The sequence below is a fragment of the Aquimarina penaris genome, from assembly GCF_040786285.1.
GTDB lineage: Bacteria > Bacteroidota > Bacteroidia > Flavobacteriales > Flavobacteriaceae > Aquimarina.
In genome coordinates this window covers 1,652,707-1,677,015 of the sequence record NZ_JBFMKQ010000001.1, presented here as the reverse complement: position 1 = coordinate 1,677,015, position 24,309 = coordinate 1,652,707, and the positions used below count along the sequence as shown (strand labels likewise).

The window sequence follows — 24,309 nt, the reverse complement described above, 5'->3', positions numbered from 1 at the left end:
ACGGTTTTTAAATAGATTTCATTGTTTTTAAATCTTATTTTGAGGCTATTCTTTGATATGCATTATTTAAATCATCCGTTATAACATATGCCTTCCCATTTGAGTTGAGTCTTGAATCGTCTTTTAATAATCTAGCTTTGTATGACCACCCTTTAGGAAGTTTCAATCGTTTATTTAATGTTTCTAAATCCTCAATATTTAGCTTGGGATCAATTTCCTGAGAGTAGGATTGCATACGATATACCTCTCCATTTGGATTTGTTAATTCATACACCATACTTCCTTTATTATAAATCCAAATCGTTTCTCTATTCACTTCGTTATCAGAATAATTTGCACCTAGTTGAGCTCCTTCCCAAATTTTAAATTCTAGGGTAGCTCTAAGTTTCATTTCTATACCGCCAAAATCAGCCGTTTTTCCGTTTACAGTTTTTCCACTTCCTTGAATGGAGTTTAGCACCCAATATCTAGGACCATTTAACTTTACAATCTTTGCTCCATACTTTTCTGCTAATACATCGGCATTCAACTTCTTCCATAGATTTGATGGAAGTTTATTTAAACCAATGGTATTATAGACTTCTGCATAGATTGTTGACTTGTTTTGAAATATTGGAATAATTTCTCCGTATCTATAATCTCGCAAGTCTTCTGGTAGTTCTATAAACTGTGTTTGGTCTACGGCCGGAATGCTCTTTGAGAAATCTTTATTTTTACAAGATGTTAGTATAGAAATTGAGGATACTAAAAAAAATAACACTAATTTTTTCATGTTTTTATAGTTATTTGATTTATGTTTTAGTGTCTAACTCGAACGCGTCTCGTGGTATACGGACCTCTAAATGTTGCTGTACGAACATTTACATGAGTACGAACGGTAGTTCTATATCGTGCCGTAGAATAGGTAGGCCATGGTCTGAAGTATGTTGGATAGTATCTATAATAATAAGGCGACACCCATGGTGTATATAATGGGCTCCAGAACCAAGTTACAATAACGGGAGAGGTTGTATATGCAGGAATGATTATATAATCCGGTCCATATATTTTAACATTTCCAGTGATTACCACTTTTGTATTTCCCGTATCATCTTTTTTTACGTTTATCACTGCTACATCCTGGAAAGTATTCTTAGCTACAGCGGCTTGTATTGTTATATAATGAATATTGTCTTTTGTAGTGTCAACCACTCTTAAATAATCTACAGCACCATCATTATTTAGATCTAGATTAGAAATTTTAGTTTCGGGGTTGTTTAATTCTTTTTCAAAATCTTCGAGGTTTTGTGCTTCTCCAAACAAGACGGCAACGGCCTCAAGATCCAGGTCTTTGCCAATTGCTTCAGAAGTACCTTCAACTATTGTTTTATTTTGTGCACATCCAATGTTTAGAATGGATGTAACTAATATAAATACGAGTATTTTTTTCGGTTTAATTTTCATTATGGAATTTTTAAAAAAATTTATTAATGTTCGTTTTATGACTTTTGAACTAACTAGTTCTGTTAAAATCGATTTCATCTTTTGCTGTAATGTTTATTTTGATAATTAAAAACTGGATACAAATCGTGAAAAGAAGAAAAATGAAGAAAAGCCCTGGTGGTTTAACTTCTTCATCAATTACTTTGATCATATATTCTATAAACCAAATAGAATTTAGTAGCACATATATCAGTAGACTGCATAACAGAATGCCAAAACTTTGTTTCTTAAAATTTATGCTACTCGCAACCGATAGAACGATAATCAAGTTGCCGGTAAGTCTCAACGGTTCGGTTTTAGCATGACTAAAATGTAGTATAGTATCTACCATCTGAATACCAATTATTAAGATGATTAATATCCTTATTCTTTTCATATCTCTTTGGCCGATTATCGCTTGATTTGACGTTACCATCTTGATAAAATAGACAATGTTGTTTTGGGGTTTTTATCACCATTTGGATCAATTACAGTATGTTTATCTACCTCTACAAACAATGGTGTGCCTTTTTCTTTAATACACAAATCAACATTATTGTCATTGTCATTAAGATCGGCTATCTGGAAAGGTTTAACTTTTATTGAGTCTGTCTCTCTTTTTAATGTGATAGTAAAGTTTTCTAATTGATCTTTTCCTAGTTCTTCGCCATTAGTCGCAACAACTCCTCCGGCCCACACGGTTCTTACAATAGTTGAAGTTTGGTTTTTTGGACAGTCGCATCCTCTTCTTTCTTTGTTGTATGGGTAATCTTCATCAAAAATAAAATGCTCGGCATAGCTAATAAAAGGCCCATCATTTAGTGGGGTTACCTTGATTTTTTGACCTTGCATGTTTTGTCCATCCCTGCTTTTTAATTCTCCGATGATTTCTATGTCTGTAGGTTCATTATCCGGATGGTTACCATATTCACCAATGAGCAGAATGGTTCTTAACTCAAATGCTTCTGAAGCAGGTTGTAAAGTGACAAAATCCACATACTTTTTTTCTCCTTTTGCTGTGGTAATAATGAAATCATGTGCCTGCATAGTATTTGGGTCTATCTCATGAGAGAAAACCAGAGGCATTCCGTCTTGGCCTGGAGCATCTTTCCATAATGCTCTTGATATAGCAGGAAGAGAGTTGTCTAAGCCAAAGAATGCAGAAATAATTTCGGCTTTTCTTTCTTTAGTGACTGGCGGATTTTCATCCGATAAAATATAATCAGGACTTGTATTGCAGGACATAACCATGAGTACAAGAATCAGTATGTTTATTTTATTCATTTGGATACTATGTATTAGTGATTGATTATTGATGCTACCTTTGCTCTAAATAACCATTAAGAATGTGTTCTGGAAACCTCTCTTTTATCATAAGGGGTAATGATGAGAGGTTTCAGATCACACAGAATGATGTATTAAAATTTATATGCTAAGGACAACCCCATATTAAATGTAAGAATGTTGGGTTGATACTGAGAGTAAACGACAACTCCTCCAACTCGTGTAACACTTTCTAGGGTAATAAAACCTCCGGTAAAAGTAAAAGTGGGCATTAAGGCAAATCGCTTTCCTAGATCCCTTTTCAAGCCAATACCCACTTCGTAACCAAAACCTGTAGCAGATCCTCCATCCCTAAAATAATTAAGTGTGCTTGTGCCGTTAGTGGCAGTAACAGAAACATCTGGACTGTTAAGGATCATAGGGCCAATACCGAGACGAGGAAGAACAGCAAATTTTTCTGAAATATTCATTTGGTAGGCGACCCCTACCAATACATAAAATACATTCCAGTTATCAGAATTATCCATAAAATCAGTACCCGGATTATTTGTTTCAAGAGTATTAATCAAGTCGTCGGTATTGATATCATAATTTTGAAGCCGAATAGTTCCCGTTAAAATTATCTTTTCTTCAAGTCGATAACCTCCATAAATATCAAATTTGGTTCCGGTCTCTGCAAAGCCGGAATTTTCATTATTTTCTGAGGCATCCTTGAAGTCGCCAAGAGGAAAACTTGACCCAGCAGAAATTCCCAAGTAGTATTTAGAATCATTATTATTCTGTGAAAAAGCAGAAATTGCTATGGTTAAAAATCCGATGAGTACCCATTTTTTTGAAGTAAAATACATGACGATTGTGTTTAGTTAATTTCTGTTTAGTTCCTACTGTTTGGTCCAGGTCAATGTTTTTGAAACAAATCCTTTACTTACTTTAATTTTGAGTTCTCGGCCCTCTAAAATCAATTCGCAAGTCATTTTTTTACCGTCTTTTGGTTTTATTAATGTACCTGTCCATTTTTTATTATCAAAAGTGATGTTCTCTAAGATTACCTTATCTTTTTCGGTTACGATACCCATGAAGCTATCACCTTGTTTGGTGATATGCACTATGACACCTTCTTCCATTTTCCAGTTTCCTTCAAAATTATCGGTTGATTTTTGTGCCATTGTAGTTGAGCAAACTAATACTAACATTAATAAAGCGATGTTTCTCATTCTAGATTGTTATTTATGATTTATAGACCGCTAAGAAATATTTTTATTGAATGATGCCGAAAAAATGAATAGCAAATAAAGTCCAGATTAAACAATCTGGACATATTCATAATGTTACACAGTCTATTTGTTGAATGTTTTTAAAAAGTTCCTTTACCTATAATGATTTTATCATACTAGGATTTTGGCATATACTTCTATAAGAAATCTCTAAAAACTTAATAGTAATTAAAGATGTGTTTTTACATAATCGGATGGAGAAATACCCATATGTTTTTTAAATATAGAGTAGAAAGATGATTTGCTATTAAAACCTGCTTCAAAAGCCAAAGTAAGTAATGTGAATTTACTGTTTCCTGGGTGTTTTGCTTTCTCAATAAATTCTTCTACACGATATTGGTTTACGAAATCATAAAAAGTGGTATTTAATCCCACTTTAAATATTTTAGAGAGATAATAATACGGGATTTCAGAAATATCTGCCAAAGAGCGTAGAGAAAGTTTGGGATTTAGATAAGGTTTCTCTGAAGACATACAATCCAAAAGTCTTCGTTTGCACTCCGAAATTTCCTTTTCTTCTAAAATCCTGTTTATATCTGGTTTCTTGTTCGCTTGTTTCGTATTTCTATTTTCAGGAACTCCGCTAATTTCGGTAATAGCAACATCATTTCTGATCCCATAAATGCCCATATACACTATAGCTAAAGAGAAAAGCAACATAGGATAAATATGTATTTGATCATGTGAAAATTCTGATCTAATGATGATAAAATACGATACTATAAGGCATATCCAAGTAATAAATATTGAATATAGCAAGCGCCTTAGCCAATTAATGCTGATCCCTTCAGAATATGAGAGTTGCGTTAATTGTAGTTTTTCATGTCTCTTTATTTTTCGCCACGTTAGGTATATATAGAAAGGAATAATCAAAAATTGTATAGAAAATCTAATTATTCTAATCCAGATTGTTAACCCATTAATCTGTATTTGATTAATTACCTCGGCCTTTTCTTGGGCACCCAAAAGTGTATATTGTGAAAGTACTGTGATCATGATGATGATAAAGGGTAAAAAATGGATACCATCACTCCATTCGATTTTCTTTGTTTGGGCAGAGATGTATAAATACAATAGTGAAAATATTAATGGCCCAAATGGCATCGATATGAAAAAGTATTTTGCCTTGGTAATATCGTAGTTAAAACTTGTATAAACATTGATTTGTATGAGAACAAATGACAAAATGAAGAAACAGAACAAGAGCCAATCTGGTTGATTTTTTTGCTTCTTCAAAAAAACTAAAAAAGCAAAAAATAAGGATTGATAAGAAATTATTGATAAGGTGTTTACTAAATCCATATTTGGAGATCAATTTACTAATATAAATAACGTATTATGATTTATGCATGGATAAATGTAGTTTGAAAATTCACATAACTATTCATATTGTTTTTAATTTCTTATTTTTTGACAAACCTTAAATACTAACACGCTCTAAAAGTTAAATCAGTATTTTTACGCAATAAAAGCATGTATAATACAAGAATAATACTCTTTTGAAATTCAACAATGAAAAATATACCCTTCCTTATTTTTATAGCGCTAAGTAGTTTTTGTAAGGCGCAAGACTTATCCAAACTTTATGAAGAAGTAAACCCCGCTGTAGTAGTTATATTTACCCAAGAAGCAAAATTAGAATCTAATGGTAGTGTTACCAAAACAGTTACTTCTGAAGGATTGGGATCTGGTTTTATGGTTTCAGAATCTGAAATTATTACTGCATCACATGTTGTTGATGCTGCCGAAATAGTAAGAGTTAAATTTATTGACGGAGAAATACGATCTGCAAAAGTGATTTCTACCTTCAAATCAGCAGATGTTGCTTTAATCAAACTAGATATACCCAAAAAGGGTGCTATAACGGTAACCTTTGGAGACTCAGATCAAGTAAAAATAGGAGAACAAGTGTTCATTGTTGGTGCTCCCTTTGGCTATAGTCATTCACTTTCTTCAGGGTATGTAAGCGGAATTATTAAGAACAAACTAGGTGCTAATCCATTTACTCAATCTGAGTTTATTCAAACAGATGCCGCCATTAATACAGGTAATTCTGGAGGTCCAATGTTTAATATGAAAGGCGAAGTAATTGGTGTGGTAAGTCAGATACTTACCAAATCAGGAGGTTTTGAAGGTATTGGGTTCGCCGCAACCGCAAATATTACTAAAAACCTGATCGCAAATAATAGAACACCTTGGTTAGGTTTTGATGCATACCCCCTTACAGGTAAGACTAAACGATTGTTCAATGTCCCACAAAATAGTGGTCTATTGGTACAGCGTGTAGTTTTTGGATCTGTATTGCATAAAATGGGATTATTAGGAGGTGATACCGAAGTTGTAATTGATGGACAAAAGTTAATCATTGGGGGCGATATTATACTCGCTTTTAATGATGTTATATTTGATCTTACTGATGATTCTTTGGTAAAACTTGGTGAGTTGGGTAAAAAGCTAAAGTCTACGGACTCTTTTGAACTTACAATATTAAGAGGAGGAAAAGTTATGAAGTTAAAAAGATAATTTTTTTATAAATGTAATGTTAACATATTACCCGGATCAATGGAATCAGACACACAAAACACTTATGCATAAGAACAGATACTTTAACATTCTAATCATTTTATTGCTCGTTTTTAACATAACGGTAAATGGTCAGGAAAAAGAAAATGATTCTATTGTCACTCCTTTTCGGAAAGGAAAATGGCTTACGGGTTTATCCGGTACGATCAATTCAAGCACTATTGAATTAAGAAGTGCTGACCAAACTACAACCACCAATGAATATGGGATTAATTTCACTACTGGAAAATTTATAAAAAATCGTTTTTTACTAGGAATCACAATTGCTGCTAATAGGAGCAATAACTCAGGAGTTGTAGAGAGAACTACAGAGAACTTATTTGTAGGCCCTTTAGTTTCGTATTATCTCTCAAAGGTAGAGCGTGGATCACTTTTTTTTCAAGTATCCCCTGGATATGTGCGCTATCGAGATAATACGCGAATAGAACAAACAAATGGTTTTGTAGAGGAATTAGGCGAAGGCGGTGGTTTTGGAACACTTCTTGGAGTCGGGTATTCTTATGCTTTCTTTGATCTTGTCACCTTTGATATCGGATTAAAAACCAACTTATTATGGATTAATATTGATCAAGAATCAATCCCAATAAATACGACTACCTCAGAAGATATTTTTGTGAATAGTATTTCTTTTTCGTTTGGTTTTAACATTTTAGTAGATCAGTTCTAATGAAGAAACAAATTTCAACATATATAATTGCTCTCGTACTATTATTTTCTAATGGGGTTCAGTCTCAAAGTAAAGAGACTGTATTTAAAACCGACACGATTGCAAGCACAAAAAATATTCAATTTATAGGAGTTCCTATTGCCTTTTATACGCCAGAAACTGAATTTGGTTTTGGTGGTGGTGGACAGCTTTTTTTATTAAATAAAAGCAATATCTATAATGACCGTCAATCAAACATTTTATTTAGCGGAATTTACACACTAAATGAACAGTTTCTATTTGAAGTCAAACCAGAAATCTATTTGGGTAAAGGAGATTATTTTATCGATATAGACTATACCTGGGAGATCTACCCTAATTTATTTTGGGGTATAGGTAATAGTACACCCGACAGAAATGAGGAAGTGTATAACATGACTTCGCATAAATTGAAAATGGGGTATCTAAGACGTTTACCTCCAAATCTTAATTTCGGATTTGAGTATGTCTTCGAAAACCATGAAGTTACTGAAATTGAAGAAGGAGGAATTCTAGATTCTGCCGCAGTTTTAGGTAGTGACCGAGCCATTATTAGTGGGTTAGGCGTCACCTTCAATTTAGACACCAGAGATGATGTAGGCTCTCCCCTATCTGGTCGTTATTATAAACTTAATGCTCAATTTTCAAGCGAACTTCTGGGAGCTACCCATGGCTATAATAAATTCTTTTTGGATTTACGAACGTATGAACCATTAACCAAAACGAGCATTCTGGCAATGCAAGTATATAGTGAAAACACTTTTGGAGACGCACCTTTTCAAGGTTTGGCTAAATTTGGTGGAAGCTATAGTGCTAGAGGATATTTCTATGGTAGATTTACAGACAACCATATGTATATTATACAAACTGAGTATCGATGGCGTTTTAAACCACGATGGACAATGGCTGCCTTTGGATTGGTCGGCGAAGTAGCAAGTACTCCCGAAAATTTCTTCAGTATAAGTAACATGAAGCCTAGTGCAGGGGCTGGAATACGTTTTAAGTTACTTAAAAACAAAAGTACATGGCTGCGTTTGGATACCGGATTTGGAGAAAATGGCAATAGCGGCTTTTATTTTGGAATCAACGAAGCTTTCTGATATTTTTTAAACTCTTTTAACGTGAAAGTATCATACTTTCTCTGTATTGTATAAAAACATAGTAAGTCATTTTAACCAGAGGCAATATCATTTTTTTGTTTAGTACAAAGGAACACCATAGTATACTTGCGGTGTTAAGTTGCATTGCATTTAAATTTTAAAAATGATCTCAAAAAGATAATCTTCGGCTCATTAAAATTAACTAATTTTAGTGTATAACAATTATTTACTACGATATTATGAAATCAGAGAGCACCTATCATTATCAATTTGGCGCAGTTGTTAAAATTACTTTACGAGATGGCGAAGTATCAGAAGAAGAGAAGTCTTTTTTGGATCATTTGGCCAAAATTTTAGGGATTTCGGTAGAAGAATACGATCACATCATGCAAAACTATCTAACCTATCCATTAGAACCTACCACTACTCATAATGAGCGATTAGAAAGCATGTATACTTTAACAAAATTAATTTCTGACGATCAAACCATTTCTGGAGAACAGCAAATCCTTTGGTTAGAAAGAATGGCCAAGGCAATAGGATTTACTCCGGGGAATGTTAAGTACATCGTCGGAAAATCGTTAGCCGTTATTGAGAAAGGGATAGATCAAGAAACGTATAAAGTAGAAATCATGAATATTAATAAATAATCTACTGTTATACCTACTTCTTTAACTAAATTAGATGTATGATCATAACATTTTACGGTACCAGAGGTTCTATACCTGTTTGCGAATCTGGTTTTCAGGAATTTGGAGGCAACACAACTTGCGTTGCTGTATCGGGTAAAAAAGAAGGAGAAAGTGTACTCATTTTTGATTCAGGTACGGGTATCAGAAAACTGGGAAAAGAACTCATTTCAAAAAAATTTTCACCTGGTAATAAGATTTTTCTCACCTTTTCACATTTCCATTGGGATCATATTCAAGGATTTCCATTTTTTGCTCCTGCTTACGATAGTAGTAAAGAAATTGAGTTTTTTATCATTGGAGATGATGCTCCGGAGATACATGATTTCAAAGAAATACTGGCTAAACAAATGGAGAGTACATATTTTCCTATAGGTATAGATGATATGGGGGCAAATTTTACATTTACCGTGAATAAGGGTGATAAAGTCATCTTTGATGGAGGTCAAATAACAGTTAACAAACATAAGCATCCTGGGGGAGCCTACGGTTATCGCTTAGAAGCTGAAGGAAAAGTATTTGTCTATTGCACAGATATAGAGCATGGTGATGAATTAGATGAAAATGTTGTCAATTTTTGTAGAAACGCTGATATACTTATTCACGATGCTCAATACACTCCAGAAGAACTACCAAGTCATAAAGGTTGGGGGCATAGCAGTTGGGAACAAGCTATAGAAGTTGCTGAAGCTGCAAATGTAAAACAACTATACCTCACTCACCATGATCCAGAGCATAACGATGATTTCTTAAGAAAGGTAGAACGGCAATGCCAACAACGATTTCCAAATTGCTATTTAGCACGTGAAGGTCAAGTGATCGAAATATAAAATTTTTCTATCGTAGGGATAAGAATAAAAACATACCCGAATAACAAAGCTAAATCAGTCTTTTTATTCTTTTTTTTATTAAATTTAAAAACTAATTCACACCGCACAAATCTTGGCAATAAAAGACAAAGTATTACCAGATAAAAAATCCCGATGGCGTCCTACCGCGGTTTTCCTCATAGCCGCCCTTATCGGCTTGGGATTATTTATGGCCAAAGAATCAGAAGTGGTATCGTATATGGGTGATAATCCACAAACATGTGTTAACTGCCACGTAATGACTCCGGTATATAACAGCTGGATGCATAGTTCGCACAGAGAGTGGGCATCTTGTAATGATTGTCATGTACCCCATGATAATGTTTTCAATAAATATTATTTTAAAGCCAAGGATGGTTTATATCATGCCTCAATATTCACTTTAAGAGCAGAACCTGACGTTATTTTTATGCGAGAAGCCTCTCAAGAAGTTGTTCAGAATAATTGCATTCGTTGCCATGTGCAACAAGTAACCCAAACTAAATATGAAGGTTGGGTAGATGGGCATGCTTCTGATAGAACAGACAGGCAGTGTTGGAGTTGCCATCGTGAAATACCCCATGGGCGCAGCCATGGGATTTCGACCGTAAAATATAACATAGCACCTATACCAACAGATGAAGTAGAGGCTGTTATTCCCAAATGGTTACAAAAAGAAATTGAAGAAAAATAAACATCTAGTATTATGAAAAATAAGGTATTATTCATTGTTACTATTATCGTAGTATTTTTATTGGGGTTACTGGCTTCCAGTATTATTAATAGAAAGTCTGAAGCAAAATACAAATATGTCCCAAAAGTAGATATTAGCGAGAATGAACCTCGTAATGCGGTTTGGGGCGAAAATTTTCAAAAAGAATACCAGTCCTTTCTACAAACGACTGATACAAGTTTTTCTAGCTACCAGGGTGGTTCTGCCATGCGCGATATGCTTGAAGAAGACCCCCGTCTTGTTGTACTATTTGCGGGATACGGTTTTTCTAAAGACTACAATCAGGGGCGTGGCCATTCATACGCTATCGAAGACATTCATAATACACTAAGAACAGGAGGACCAAAAGGAAAAGGTGACGGGCCAATGCCAGCTACTTGTTGGACCTGTAAAAGTCCTGATGTACCACGATTGATGAATGAGATAGGAATTGAAGAATTTTATAAAGGAAAATGGGCTGATAAAGGGCCAGAAATCGTAAATTCTATTGGTTGTGCAGATTGTCATGACCCTAAGAGCATGAAACTTCGTATTACCCGCCCTGCATTGGTAGAGGCTTTTGATGCCATGGGTAAGGATATTAATAATGCTACGCATCAGGAAATGCGTTCGTTGGTCTGTGCTCAATGCCATGTAGAGTACTATTTTGATAAAAATATACCAGGGAAAGAAGGGACTCCCTATCTCGTTTTTCCATGGAAAAATGGAATGGCTGTAGAAGATATGGAGAAATACTATGATGAGTTAGAGTTTAAAGACTGGACTCATAAAATTAGTAAAACGCCTATGCTAAAAGCGCAACATCCCGGTTATGAAACTTATGCAACAGGTGTACATGCTGATCGTGGAGTATCCTGTGCAGATTGCCATATGCCTTATAAAAGTGAAGGAGGGCAAAAATTTACGGATCATCACATACAATCTCCACTAAATAATATAGCGAATGCTTGCCAGGTATGTCATAGAGAAGAAGGAAGTAAATTAATGGCTAATGTATTTGAGCGTCAACAAAAATCGACAGAGAATAGATTAAAATTAGAGGATCTTTTAGTCAAAGCCCATATCGAAGCTAAAAAAGCCTGGGATCTTGGGGCTACCGAAGATCAAATGGATGCTATTTTAACAGACATACGTCATGCACAATGGCGTTGGGATTATGCTGCTGCTGCTCATGGTGCTTCTTTTCATTCTCCGGTAGAAACTGCTAGAGTTATCGGTGGTGGATTACATGTTGCACAAGAAGCCAGAGTAAAACTAGCACGACTACTTGCCGATTTAGGGCATAATGAACCTGTAGAAATGCCAGATATCTCTTCTAAGGAAAAAGCTCAAGCCTATATTGGACTCGATATAGAAAAGTTAGAAGCAGAAAAACAAGAATTCAAAAAAACACTATTGCCAAAGTGGTTAGAAGAAGCTAAAGCCAGAGAAGCAAAACTAGATGTGAAAACAGTTTCAATGCAAGAAGAATAAAACAATATACACTTTTATTAACAAGATATCCTCAGTTGTACACCTAATGAGGTTATCTTTCTTTTCTTAAACAATCCATAATGCATAAATTATATCGTTTTTTTTCCTCCCCTATATTGGCTGTTCTATTATTACTGCTTTTTGCAATCGCCATGGCTACGGCTACTTTTGTAGAAAATGATTTTGGTACCGCTACCGCATGGAAAATCATCTACGATGCCTGGTGGTTTGAACTGGTTATGATAGGACTCGGCATTTGTTTTGGCACTAACATCTATAAATACAAACTATGGCGAAAAGAGAAATGGCCAATCCTTTTGTTTCATGTTGCATTCATCGTTATTTTATTAGGTGCCGGAATAACACGACATTCTTCTTATAGTGGTATTATGCGTATTAGGGAAGGTAGTGCTTCAAACATTATCATTTCGGATAGTAATTATCTGCAAGCGCACATTTCTGATGGAAGCAAGACAAAAGTAATTCGAAAACAATTGAACTTCTCTCCTATCAGTGATAATGATTTTACGATAGAAACAGATTTTAATACGATACCTATACGCATTTCTCATAGCAAATTTGTTGCAGATGCTGTGCCAGAAATAGTAGATGATGTTGAAGGTGGAAAAGCACTCTTGCAATTAGTGGTGTCGTCTGGAAACGGAAGACAAACGGTATTTTTGGAAGAAGGCGAAGTAGAGAGTATTGGAAAACACCATCATAAAGTTGGATATAATGCCAAAGAAGAGGGAATCATTAATATCATAGAAAAAGATGGTGATTTTAGTGTAGTATCCCCACGAGATCTGGATTTCTTTATGATGGCTTCTCAAACTGCTGGGAAAATTAAAAAAGATAGTCTTCAGCGATTAACTTTACGTACTTTATATCGTGATGGTGATGCTTCTTTTGTACCGCTGTCTTTTCATCCTAGTGCAACGATAGAACTAGTAAGTGAATCCGAAAAACCAAAGGATAATGATAGAGCCAAAGATGATGCACTCATTGTTAATGTCGAGGTAGCCAATCAAAAAGAAAAGTCATCATTGTTATATCGAGAAGGTTTTTTACCTACAACTCATGAACTTGTGCTAAATGGATTAACCATACAGCTTTCTTATGGTGCACAAGCACAAGAAGTTCCTTTTTTAATACACCTTAATGATTTTCAATTAGAACGATATCCCGGTTCTACAAGTCCTTCGGCATATGCAAGTGAGGTAACTATTATCGACAATAACGAGAAGACACCATTTCGAATATTTATGAACCATGTACTGGATTATCAAGGCTATCGATTTTTTCAGGCAAGCTATGATACCGATGAATTGGGAACCGTACTTGCTGTAAATCACGATAGATTAGGCACCTGGGTTACCTATTTGGGCTATTTATGTATGGGGTTAGGTATGTTTTTTACCCTATTTGGTAAAACCTCAAGATTTAGGGCAATTAATCAAAAGCTAAAAAAATTAAAACAAAATCAAGTTGTAAACTTGCTTCTTTTCTTTTTTATTACTGGCTTTGCCAACGCAAATACAACCGATCCAAATTTAGAGAAACAACTTGTAGAAAACCAACAGATCGATCTATATCATGCTGAACTCTTTGGTCGATTAATGGTTCAGGATCTGGATGGGCGTATTAAACCCATTAATACTTTGGCTTCAGAATTTTTAAGAAAAATATCTAGAAAACCTTATTTTAAATACGCTGCTGGTGAAACAAATGTGCGCATGGATGCCAATCAGGCATTTTTGGCAATGCATGTAGATCCAAATGCCTGGAAGCAAATTCCATTAATTAAGATTGATCAAAAAAAAGGAGGTGTTCTGTTCAAACCTTTGACACCAAACAAAGAGGGGTTAATCCCTTTTAATGCGCTATTAGACGATAAAGGAGCATATATATTGTCTGACGCCATAGAAAAAGCTAACCTTAAAAAACCAGCAGAGCGTAATGAGTTTGATAAGGAAATCATTAAAGTAGATGAGCGTTTCAATATTTTATATAATGTCTTAATCGGAAATTATTTAAAGATCTTTCCTAACAGTAATGATGATAATAATACCTGGCATAGTTATGCGCATCATTTTAGAGATTTCCCTGCTGAAGACGGCAAGTTTGTACAAACCATTGTTCCTTCCTATTTTCAGGATATAGTATCAAAGAAATGGGGAGCAGCTACAGATAAGCTTTCGTATATAAAAACCTATCAAGACGTTTTGGGTAAAGACATTATCCCGAATGACAAAAGAGTAGCTGCAGAATTATGGTATAACGAATTGAATCTCAATTTTTGGCTTTTCCAGGTATTTTTCACTTTGGGATTCATGTTATTAGTATTTGCAATCACTAAAATTTTTGTTCAAAAAAAATCCATTGAACTGCTATGGAACATAGTAATTATCCTTTCATTAATAAGCTTTTTATTATTCACAGGAAACATATTGCTACGATGGTATGTGGCTCAACATGCACCCTGGAGCAATGGGTATGAGATGTTGGTTTTTGTAGCATGGGTATTAATGCTTTGCGGATTGATGACTTTTAGAAAATCAGACTTTGCATTACCATTAGCTACTTTATTTTCTGGCGCATTATTATTTGTAAGCTATCTCGACTGGCTAAACCCAGAGATCACTAACCTTATGCCCGTCCTTAAATCTTCCTTTTGGTTAAAAGTACACGTAGCAACTATTATTAGCAGTTATGCACCATTGGCTTTATCTGCTATTTTGGGTTTGATGGCACTTATTCTTATGGTAATCAAAACAGATAGAACAAAAGGACCTATCGATATTCGTATTAAAGAACTTACTTATATTAATGAAATCTCTATGACCATTGGATTGTTCGTATTGGCCGTAGGAACATTTTTAGGTGGTGTTTGGGCCAATGAATCCTGGGGGCGCTATTGGGCATGGGATCCTAAAGAAACATGGGCTTTGATAAGCATCATCGTATATGCTGTAGTATTACATTTACGATTTATTCCTGGATTACAAAATCGTTACGCACTCAATGTAGCCAGTACATTTGCATTTTGGTCAATTATCATGACTTCTTTTGGAGTTAATTATTATTTATCTGGTCTTCATAGTTATGCAGCAGGAGATCCTATTCCTATTCCTAAATTTGTATATGTATTAGCTTTATGTATGGTACTTATAGCAATAACTGCTTACATTCGTAATAAAAATTTTGATAGTCGTCATGTTTCTTCTTAAGAGTCCGAATATCTGAATATAAAAACATTTTACTCCTTATATTATTTTTAGTCTATCTAATTAATATTTTAATTGTTCAAGCTTATCCCAAATACCCCAATATGCACCAACATCACCTTCTGCTCCGACCTTCCAAGATTCATCAAAAGACGAAAAAAAGAATACTTCGATATTATCTTCTTCAGACCATTTTTGTGTATTGATAAAATATTTCATGGCATTTTCATAGGATGGAAACGCCCCTTCAAGGTTTGTCCCATTACTTGGCCAGCCTGTTTCAGAAATGATAACCTTTTTACCATTTCCGGCGCGAAGTGCTCTATGATACATATCTTTCATGTATAACAACGAATAATCCAGATCGCAGCCTTCCCAAAAGGGATAACAGTTTGCCAAAATAATATCGCATGCTTCAGTAATCCTGGGGTGATCAACAAACTCGTAATATGCATCAACGTATCCTACAGGAATATCGGTGACCGCCTCTTTTACCAAATGTATATTACTCAATAATTCAGCTTCTGTCAAATCACCTCTATACATTACCTCATTACCAACTGCCGCGATATCCACATAACCCTTATTACACAATTCAATAAGATTTTTCACTTCTTTACTATTAATTTCGGCATTATCACCTAACCAGGCCCCCACTAAAGTTTTGATGCCATACTCTTTTGCAATTTTTGGAATGGCTTCATTTCCATCAGTACATGAAAACGATCGTATCCATTTGGTATATGGTTTAATAATTTCTAACCTTCGATGTATTTGATCTTCGGTAATCTGATCTCCAGGTTGTTGACCTTCTATATATGGACTAAAACATAGACCATGCATACCATTGTCTAAAACCTGTCTATACATTTGCTTTAAATCTTCTGTAGTTTTGTTAGCGTACTCTAGAGTGGCCAGGGTCAAAAACTTTTCTTTTCTAATAGACATAAGATGTATTAATTAATATTATTAAAGCTCTCCTCTTCGTTCTACCAATGTGGTTTTTATTTCTCTAGCCCTCTTTTCAGTAAGGCTATATTTCCACATTACCCATATTGCTAATGCTGCAGTTACCGATGGGACTACTATGTCGGCCACCCTAAGGCCATTCATAGTTTCTAAAGATTGCTCGGTAACATTAGGATCAAATCCAACAATACTCAAAATTAATCCACCTAAAACTAATGCAATAGACTGACCTATTTTCACCATCAACCAATAAATGGCCCCAAAGGTTCCCTCTTTACGAGGCATTCCATTTTCTAATTCATCTAAGTCACATACATCTGCAGTCATGGACATCATTAATGTAAATAACCCTCCCATTCCAAAAGCAAACAATGGAATTGGTAAAAATATAAGCCAGGGTACTTCGCTACCTGGATCTATACTAAACCAGGACATTCCTATCTTATCTAGTATTGGGTTTAAAAATTCAAATATGGAGCCTATTCCAGAGTTTAATGATGTCCCTAATCCCGTTTGATTAAATTGACTATTAAGTTCCTTATCAAAACCCCACCATTTTAAAAGATAGCCTACTATTGATAAAACGGTTGAAATTATAAAAGCTTTTTTCTTTCCCCATTTATTCGCCATTCTTGAAATAATGGGTATGACAATAAATGCAGTAATTATGGCATTAATCGTATTAAACCATGCCGGCCATGTACCGGCTAACTCATAACTGCCGTTGTACATATAAAATACAATAATAAAAACCCCAAAGGCAGCGACAAGTTGAAATCCATTAAAAACCAAGAACGTTGCACCACATAATTTCATAAAAGGTTTATTTTTAGAAACTTGAATAATTCCTGCGAATAAGTCTTTCATGTTAGCAGCAAGCGTTTTGAAATTAATCTCTTTTCGATTTTCCATATGTGAAGAATCAATACCTTTACAAAATAATGCAGGTAAAATTCCGAAAACTATACACATGGCACCTACAATAAGTGCCATAGTGCGCACTCCTTCTGTTTGCGTATTAAAAGTGTTTGTATCTGGAATAATAACATACAACCATGGTACAATCATCCAGGCAATTTGTCCCATTGTGTTAGAAAATGCCATTAAACGTGTTCTTTCGTTATAGTCTGATGTCATTTCGTAGCCGAGTCCGACCAATGGAGTGGCAAACATGGTATTACCAATAAGAAATAGTAATTGAAGTACCATGACATGCCAAATAATATAGGATTGAGAAGCATTATCATCAATTTGCCACATTAAAAAGAAAAGTATTCCGCTTATGATTGCACCAACAAAAATATAGGGTCTTCTACGTCCCCACCTGGATTTTGTATTGTCTGAAATGAAACCCATTATTGGGTCTGTTATCGAGTCAAATATTCTTGGTAAACCACCTAAAAGCCCTGCCCATAAAGGATCAACTCCCCATGCTGTTAATAAGAAAAATTGGATAAAAACCCCAAGTGTTCCAGGCAATATATTTAATATAAAATGGCCTGCACCAAAGGCGGCTTTTTGACCCACCGGGACTTTATCTTTTGTGGCAGTTTTAATAGTTGACATAGTTTTAATTTTAGTTAGCGATGACTATTGTTTGAATAGCCTGTGCATTAATAGAAATATCCTTTGATTTTTCACCTAGGGTCAATGAAAACTGTTTTGCATCTTCTGTCGGGTTAAAAACAACCACTGCAATAGAACCATCTGGGTTTTTAGCAGCAGTAACCATTACTTTTTCATCTGAAATCTCGACATCAATCACTTTCGCTTCGGGTCGAATATATTTACTAAAATGTGCCATGGTATAGTACAAAGGTGTAAAGTATACCTCATCATTATCTGGATCAACAATCACCGGTGCCACACACCAATTTTTAAACCAGTTTGGACCACCTTGCTTATCTAATACCATGTTCCAATCTACCCATCCATCTACCCAATTATTCAAACACCCTATGATATCTCTGGCATAGCGATATACAGGTACGTATTTAGGGTGCAAATGCTTCTGGTGTTCTGGGGCCCAATCCCAACCCCAGTCGGTTGCTTCTTTAGACCAATACCAAGCATCATCTTTCCATTTTGGAACTTCGGCATCAACACAGGCTTCAGTTTGGATCAAGTATTTATCTGGTGCTTTTGTATGGGCATATTGCAATGCTTCAGGAAATACCTCGTAGGTGCTCTCGTACCAATGAATAGCAGTACCATCATAGTATTTAGAAGAAGCTTCATCCTTGTACATTACATCTACCCACTCTTTTATACCTTCCCTATTTTGATCATATCCCAGAATTTTAATATCTCCATTACCGTCTTCTTCTAATTTTGGACCTAAATGATTTTGTACAAAATCTGTCATTTCTTCTGGTGTAAAATGCATACTTTCCCAGTTATCGCCATTGCCATGTGGTTCATTTTCGACGGTAAACCCCCAGATATCGATTCCTTGTTCTTTGTAGGCCTCTACATACTTAGAAAAGAATAATGCCCATGTATCGTAGTATTCTGGCAGTAGTTTTCCGCCTACCCAATGCTTGTTATCCTTCATCCAGGGTGGCGCCGTCCATGGGGATGCAAAAATTTTAAAACCATCTTCTGAAGTTGCCATCGCTTCTTTGATCATCGGGATTAAATCATCTATATCCTCTTTTACCGAAAAATCTTTAAGTTCTTTATCCTCATTAGGTGTATAGGAATATTGACTTAATGAGAAATCACAAGAATTCATATGTGTTCTTGTTAGTGAATAATTGGCTCCCTCTCTTCCGAAATACCCTTTAATGATTTTATCCCGATTTTTTGTACTTAACTTATTCAATACATATGCTGAAGACTCTGTAAAAGCACCTCCAAAACCTGTAATGGTTTGATAGGTTTTTTCGGGATTTAAGGTAATACCAGCTTTTACCTCCGAAGTTGGAAACTCTGTAATTTTCGTCAACTTATTACCGCTTGCAGAAGTTTCATAAACTTCTACTTCAAGACTTTGTTTATTAGCACATGCACTCATGGTAAAAACAATTAGTAGTATTATGTATGTCTTTTTTCTCATCTTTTTTCTCATCTTTTTTAAAAGTCAACGACCGTTACTTTTTTAACAGGAGGTAGTTCTACATTCTTCATCATCTCGCTTTTATCACCATTATATGTTTTGGTCATTGGGTTACCTCCCCTAGTTAACCCTTTAAACGTACCCTTATCTACCATATCCCAAAGCGCATATTTTGCTTTACCATCAACCGTGATTAATCCAAAATGATTTTCTGAACCTTTATGATTGTGGGCGTCTTTCCAGGGTTCGTCGAAGGCTTCAAAATAAAAGCATGATATCCCTTCTTTATTGGTCCATTCTCTCATGTATTGGTAATACAATGCTTCTTTAAACTCATCTGTAGCTTTAGAGCCATTCGGTCCATAATGCCCATTAGACACTGTAGCCCAGCCTGTCTCCCCTATATGAATAGGCTTTTTTACACCTAAACTCTCAACATAATTAGACACTGCTTTGTATTGCTTTTGAGCAAACTTTAAGGCTCTTTGCATAGCGGCTTCAACTTTTTCTTCTGAAGAGAGATTTTCTTCATCACTATCTATTCCCCAAAACTCAGGGTTATAATGCGTATTATGGTATGGGTAGGTATGCATGGACACATAATCCACGACTTTGATCAGGTCTTCTAAATCTTTACCATGATAGCTTTCTTCCCCTCCTCCCCAAGACGCAAAATCATCGGATGAAGTAATCCATAGATCTTTAGAAAGTTTACCTTCTTTCTTTAAGTTCTGTAAATAATTAACCCATTTTAATATCACATTGGGTTGCACATAATAGCTGGTTGCCCATCTAATCATGGCTTCATTACCCACAGCAATTACTTTTACAATATCTGGATATTGATTGGCCAATGCTATAGCTCTATTGATCTCACCTTCATTTTGTGTGCTTTCTACAGTATGATCTGGTTCTTTATCAGTCCAAGCATTCTTACAATCAATCCAAGCACCAAGCATTACATACATTTCGAAAGTTTCATCTTCTTTCTTGAGCTGATGTATGGCTTTTAACACATTAGAAGCTTGCGCTAATTGAACATTATAGGTTCTTAAGACTTTAATATTCATAGCCTGAAGAATTTTCATATCTTCTTTTAGCTGTGCAATAGTAGGTTGAAACTCTCTAGATGATTTACGATAACCTCCATAGGATATCGCAAGATAATTTGGGTTGCCTAAAATGTCTTTTGCGGTAATACTGTTTTGGGGGCGCATAGATTGTTTAGTTTTTTGTTCTTGATTGCAAGACAGCATAAGTACGGTAAATAATAATGATAGTACTATGTTGTGTCTTAGTGTCATTTCTTTTTATTTTAAAATGGTTTTCTCGATGTTTACTTTTATACTTTCTATTTCGCCAGTTCTTTCAAATAATTTTTGACTTATAGAGGTGTCTAAATTTAAACCAGAGTGCGAAGTTATCGAGCCGTCTTGGTAGGTTATTTCTAGACTGTTTTCTCCCGATAATGTATACACAACAGGTACTTGGCAATAGGTAAAAGCCAACTCGTATCTATAGAGTTGCACTTGTTTTTTATTTTGATGTAGATCTACGTAATGGAACATTTTTGGGTCTTTCAAGAACTCTCCTATTCTTAACAGACATGGATAAAACTGCAACTCGCCATTTTTAACTGTCACGCCCAATTCTCCTATACGACTTAAGATGTCTTCTTTTACTTGCCCGGTCATTCCTGGTTGTTGCGCTCCTTTACCAGCTGGTGTATGTGAATAAGGATCTGTTGGAAAAGCGCCATACAATTCTGGCGATTTATGAACACCAATACCTTCATTAATTTCATAATAATGTTCTAGTAGTCTTCCTACTACTTCATCTGATTCTTTATGATCTATAGCTTTTAAACAACATTCTTCTACTGCCAGTAATAATTTTGAAACCATATGCCAGTAAATAGAACCTAATCCTTCATAACCATAAAATGTTCCAGAACGCCCCGTAAAGGCTTTGTGATTAAATACTTTTTCGAAAGTCTCTACTACTAAACCTCTATATTTTTCAACTAAAATATGATATCCTTTAGCTGATAGGTTTTCTAATTCTTGTTTTAGATTCTCTGCATTATTAAAACTTCCATTAAAATGGTAATTTCCTTTTACATCTTTTTCAATGATTTGTGTATTGTTATCTGCAAGTAATTGCGTTAGTAATCTTGAGTTTTCTACATACTCTTTAGGGATACTATTCTTTTCTGTAAATTTTGGTAATTCTTTATTTGGATACAGTAAATAACTGTATTGATCTGGCCTAAATAACGCACTATTCTTCATGGCATCTAAAAGGCTCAAACTTTCTTTTGATGATAAATACCCAGAACTTAACACAGCTACCTGGCCTTCGAGCATTTCATCTAAATAGGTAATAGAAATTTCGTTTTCATTATCCACCGTCATTAGATTATATGCGTGGTACATATTGTCATCTCGCTTATTCGCTTTTATTGAATGATTTAAATATTTCAATGTCAAATCAATAAATGCTTTTAAGTCACTTAGTGCAAGCGTTTCTTTCTTACCCGATAATGCATGGTCATAAATTTTAGTTCTATACTTACTTCCAGCCATTCCTAAACCGTCAAGAATTTCCTTTCTTTCTTTATTTGATAAGCTCTTGGATAAAAGCCCTTCATTGGTTTTGAACGTGTTATTTACGTTATTATAAAACTCTAAGAGTTCTTTAGAAATCTCTATATTTTTGTCTTCTGTGCTTTCAAAAATGATTTTAAAAAACTTGAAGAAACGTCTTAGGTAATAAAGCGTTACCATTGAAACCCCATTGCCTACCAAAGCATTATTGGCATCGTTCCATTCTGGTCGTTGTGTATTTAACCAAATACCTGCTTCAGGGATAAAATTAGATAACTTTGCTAAGGTCGTAGCTAATATCTTTTCAATGAAATTCACCTTATGAATAACATGGCTTTCATCTCTTAACAATACTCCATCAGCTCCAAATTCAGCACGTTTTTGTTGTATCTTTTTATCAAGATCATAATCAAACTCTATGGTATCTTTGGGGTTCTTTAAAAGATCTTCGTAAGGCTTAATTTTATAAGGTACATTCGCATACACAAACATATCTTCATTAAGAAAACTCTGCAGTTTACTAGGGTAATGATCTTGGAAAAATTCTAAAAACTTTAATAAGTAAATAATTTGATGATCACCCCAATACCCAATATAAGACCATGGATCATGTTCCTCTATAACTTCCCAATCTATACCTCCTTTTGTAATTCTATACGGATTATACCCATCAAAAGTACTAGCGTTTAAGAATTTGTGGATCATACTTTCTACAAACTCTGGGTATGAATGCGCTAAAGCTTCCCAATTCTGAAAAATATCCCTCCAGTTACCTTCGTAATCTAATATTTTAGAACCACTTACCTCATCCCTAGTATTTATTGAAAATTTATTCCATGGACGACTAGGGTCACCATGACGCCTACTAAACTTAAGTGGCATGTACTCTAAAGCCAGTCTCGTAAAATTTTTATCTTCATTTTGATGTGCTATTTCTCTAAGATCGAAAAGCGTAAAAGTATCCGGGAAATTCTCTAATAATGCTTCATTCTTACGATATACGTTTTTATTAGCTGATGCTAAGTAGTTCGTAAAATCCCATTTTTCTATTGTGTAATTAGCGTCAAAAATACCACCCCGCATAATGTTAAACAAAGTGTTTGAATAGTGCCTTGCATTTCTTCTTTTATCGGCCGTTAACTGAAATCCGTCTGATGCAGATACTAAGTTTATCAAACGTTGTGTTCCTAGTTCTATATCATCATTAACCTTTTCGATTAAGTTGTTGTCATTTTTGATTATTTCTGAAATTTCTACTACCTCAGAAGGTCCTTGATTAACATTAGCAACCATCATCCAGTCTTTACTTTCTTCTGCTGGTAAAGTGATAATATCATTTAAAAAATATGCCCCTTTCTCTGCTTTTATATCTTCTTCTTGCTGAATTGAAAGACCTTTTCGGAAAGCATCTAGTTGCAAGGACGACAAGATATACTTTGGATGTTCTAGTCCTCTAGACCAAACTATATTTGCTTTTAATGCTTCACTGGGTTCTGCACGGTCTACAATAATTGCACTAAGCGCATAAATGCCTATTCCGCTATCGTGTATAAGCTCACTTCTTTTATAAGCGTCTACCAAGTTACTCCGTATTGCTTGTAAATCCGTATTGACTCCATAGGGTATAATGTTTTGTAAACCATCTAATATTTCAATATGTACAGATTCTTTGGAATTATTTTTTAAGGTACTTTTTTTTACAAAACCATACTCATTACTAGAGTTCCACATATACGTATAGGTCAAACCTAAATCATGATGCATTTCTTCAAATAAAATCTTATTGCCATAAGCATTTTTATAAATATTTCTGGTATAGTGGTATGTCCCTGAATACCGTTCAGAAAAGGGTTCCCATATTAATAGTCTACCTTCTTTTTTTATTCTAAAAATGGATTTACTACCTGTGCTGTCATACGATTCGGTAATCTTATCATCTGTATAATAAGGAAACAATGCATTATTTGAGTCTTTTCTACCTGCAGATAATCCTCCATTACTAGATACGAACATCCAATGATTAGAATCACTAACGATACTCATAAAAAAGGGACGCATAACGTCATAGTTCGAAATCTTGTAATAGTTTTCGTCTTCGAACCAGACCAGCTCTCCTGTAATTTCCTTTTGGACGTTACTTATTTTTGAGTTACCTATATAAATATCCTTATCCAACATTAAGTGTTTTTGGTTAATTGATTATTAAAAAAATTTAAAAATTAGGTTAGCAAAAAATTGCTTTAGTACTAACCTATTTCAATTGAAGATTACTATTATTATTCTTGAGTGATAGTATCTATTTTAATTTGTATTCATAGC

At 34.8% G+C, this 24,309-nt stretch carries 19 protein-coding genes; 8 read left to right on the top strand and 11 right to left on the bottom strand.

Features of this window, described 5'->3' with window-relative positions; genetic code table 11:
* Nucleotides 1-34: 34 nt before the first annotated feature.
* The 6 genes from ABW637_RS06990 to ABW637_RS06965 form a co-directional block, all read right to left on the bottom strand.
* Entirely contained in the window at nucleotides 35-772 is a 738-nt protein-coding gene (locus ABW637_RS06990) for a hypothetical protein (protein ID WP_367583931.1), read from the bottom strand.
* Nucleotides 773-798: 26 nt separating this feature from the next.
* Nucleotides 799-1,443: a hypothetical protein gene (locus tag ABW637_RS06985; protein WP_367583930.1), complete on the bottom strand. Its 645-nt coding sequence runs from the start codon at nucleotides 1,441-1,443 to the stop codon at nucleotides 799-801.
* A 447-nt stretch (nucleotides 1,444-1,890) separates the two neighbouring features.
* Nucleotides 1,891-2,745 carry a hypothetical protein gene (locus ABW637_RS06980; RefSeq protein ID WP_367583929.1) on the bottom strand — a complete coding sequence of 285 codons (855 nt, stop codon included), beginning with the start codon at nucleotides 2,743-2,745 and terminating at the stop codon, nucleotides 1,891-1,893.
* Between the two features lie 134 nt (nucleotides 2,746-2,879).
* Nucleotides 2,880-3,593, bottom strand: coding sequence for an outer membrane beta-barrel protein (locus tag ABW637_RS06975; protein ID WP_367583928.1), 714 nt, complete (start codon nucleotides 3,591-3,593; stop codon nucleotides 2,880-2,882).
* A 33-nt stretch (nucleotides 3,594-3,626) separates the two neighbouring features.
* Nucleotides 3,627-3,959, bottom strand: coding sequence for a DUF2147 domain-containing protein (locus tag ABW637_RS06970; RefSeq protein ID WP_367583927.1), 333 nt, complete (start codon nucleotides 3,957-3,959; stop codon nucleotides 3,627-3,629).
* 228 nt (nucleotides 3,960-4,187) lie between these two features.
* Nucleotides 4,188-5,093, bottom strand: coding sequence for a helix-turn-helix domain-containing protein (locus ABW637_RS06965; RefSeq protein WP_367583926.1), 906 nt, complete (start codon nucleotides 5,091-5,093; stop codon nucleotides 4,188-4,190).
* A 438-nt stretch (nucleotides 5,094-5,531) separates the two neighbouring features.
* Here ABW637_RS06965 and ABW637_RS06960 point away from each other — a divergent pair, with 438 nt between their 5' ends.
* From ABW637_RS06960 to ABW637_RS06925, 8 genes are all read left to right on the top strand, one after another.
* Nucleotides 5,532-6,542: a S1C family serine protease gene (locus tag ABW637_RS06960; protein WP_367583925.1), complete on the top strand. Its 1,011-nt coding sequence runs from the start codon at nucleotides 5,532-5,534 to the stop codon at nucleotides 6,540-6,542.
* Nucleotides 6,543-6,606: 64 nt separating this feature from the next.
* Nucleotides 6,607-7,269, top strand: coding sequence for a hypothetical protein (locus tag ABW637_RS06955; RefSeq protein ID WP_367583923.1), 663 nt, complete (start codon nucleotides 6,607-6,609; stop codon nucleotides 7,267-7,269).
* Nucleotides 7,269-8,387, top strand: a complete 1,119-nt coding sequence (locus ABW637_RS06950) for a BamA/TamA family outer membrane protein (RefSeq protein ID WP_367583922.1) — start codon at nucleotides 7,269-7,271, stop codon at nucleotides 8,385-8,387. Before ABW637_RS06955 ends, ABW637_RS06950 begins: the two co-directional genes overlap by 1 nt.
* A gap of 239 nt (nucleotides 8,388-8,626) precedes the next feature.
* Nucleotides 8,627-9,037, top strand: coding sequence for a TerB family tellurite resistance protein (locus tag ABW637_RS06945; protein WP_367583921.1), 411 nt, complete (start codon nucleotides 8,627-8,629; stop codon nucleotides 9,035-9,037).
* A 38-nt stretch (nucleotides 9,038-9,075) separates the two neighbouring features.
* Nucleotides 9,076-9,906 carry an MBL fold metallo-hydrolase gene (locus ABW637_RS06940; RefSeq protein WP_367583920.1) on the top strand — a complete coding sequence of 277 codons (831 nt, stop codon included), beginning with the start codon at nucleotides 9,076-9,078 and terminating at the stop codon, nucleotides 9,904-9,906.
* 112 nt (nucleotides 9,907-10,018) lie between these two features.
* A complete protein-coding gene (nrfH, locus tag ABW637_RS06935) occupies nucleotides 10,019-10,618 on the top strand; it encodes a cytochrome c nitrite reductase small subunit (RefSeq protein WP_367583919.1) in 600 nt (199 codons plus the stop codon).
* Between the two features lie 12 nt (nucleotides 10,619-10,630).
* On the top strand, nucleotides 10,631-12,130 hold the full coding sequence (gene nrfA / locus ABW637_RS06930; RefSeq protein ID WP_367583918.1) for an ammonia-forming cytochrome c nitrite reductase: 1,500 nt from the start codon (nucleotides 10,631-10,633) through the stop codon (nucleotides 12,128-12,130).
* 80 nt (nucleotides 12,131-12,210) lie between these two features.
* Nucleotides 12,211-15,360 (top strand): cytochrome c biogenesis protein, encoded by a 3,150-nt coding sequence (locus ABW637_RS06925; RefSeq protein WP_367583917.1) that lies wholly within the window; start codon nucleotides 12,211-12,213, stop codon nucleotides 15,358-15,360.
* A gap of 60 nt (nucleotides 15,361-15,420) precedes the next feature.
* Here the strand turns inward: ABW637_RS06925 and ABW637_RS06920 are convergent, their stop codons facing one another.
* Genes ABW637_RS06920 through ABW637_RS06900 form a run of 5 tightly spaced genes read right to left on the bottom strand, consistent with a single transcriptional unit; the run spans nucleotide 15,421 to nucleotide 24,168 of the window.
* Complete coding sequence (locus tag ABW637_RS06920; RefSeq protein ID WP_367583916.1) at nucleotides 15,421-16,305, bottom strand: glycoside hydrolase family 17 protein; 885 nt, start codon at nucleotides 16,303-16,305, stop codon at nucleotides 15,421-15,423.
* A gap of 21 nt (nucleotides 16,306-16,326) precedes the next feature.
* Complete coding sequence (locus tag ABW637_RS06915) at nucleotides 16,327-17,892, bottom strand: MFS transporter (protein ID WP_367583915.1); 1,566 nt, start codon at nucleotides 17,890-17,892, stop codon at nucleotides 16,327-16,329.
* 10 nt (nucleotides 17,893-17,902) lie between these two features.
* Nucleotides 17,903-19,342, bottom strand: coding sequence for a glycoside hydrolase family 30 protein (locus ABW637_RS06910; protein ID WP_445012720.1), 1,440 nt, complete (start codon nucleotides 19,340-19,342; stop codon nucleotides 17,903-17,905).
* 59 nt (nucleotides 19,343-19,401) lie between these two features.
* Nucleotides 19,402-20,688 carry a glycosyl hydrolase family 17 protein gene (locus ABW637_RS06905; RefSeq protein WP_367583913.1) on the bottom strand — a complete coding sequence of 429 codons (1,287 nt, stop codon included), beginning with the start codon at nucleotides 20,686-20,688 and terminating at the stop codon, nucleotides 19,402-19,404.
* A gap of 6 nt (nucleotides 20,689-20,694) precedes the next feature.
* On the bottom strand, nucleotides 20,695-24,168 hold the full coding sequence (locus ABW637_RS06900; RefSeq protein WP_367583912.1) for a 1,3-beta-D-glucan phosphorylase, GH149 family: 3,474 nt from the start codon (nucleotides 24,166-24,168) through the stop codon (nucleotides 20,695-20,697).
* Nucleotides 24,169-24,309: the final 141 nt, after the last annotated feature.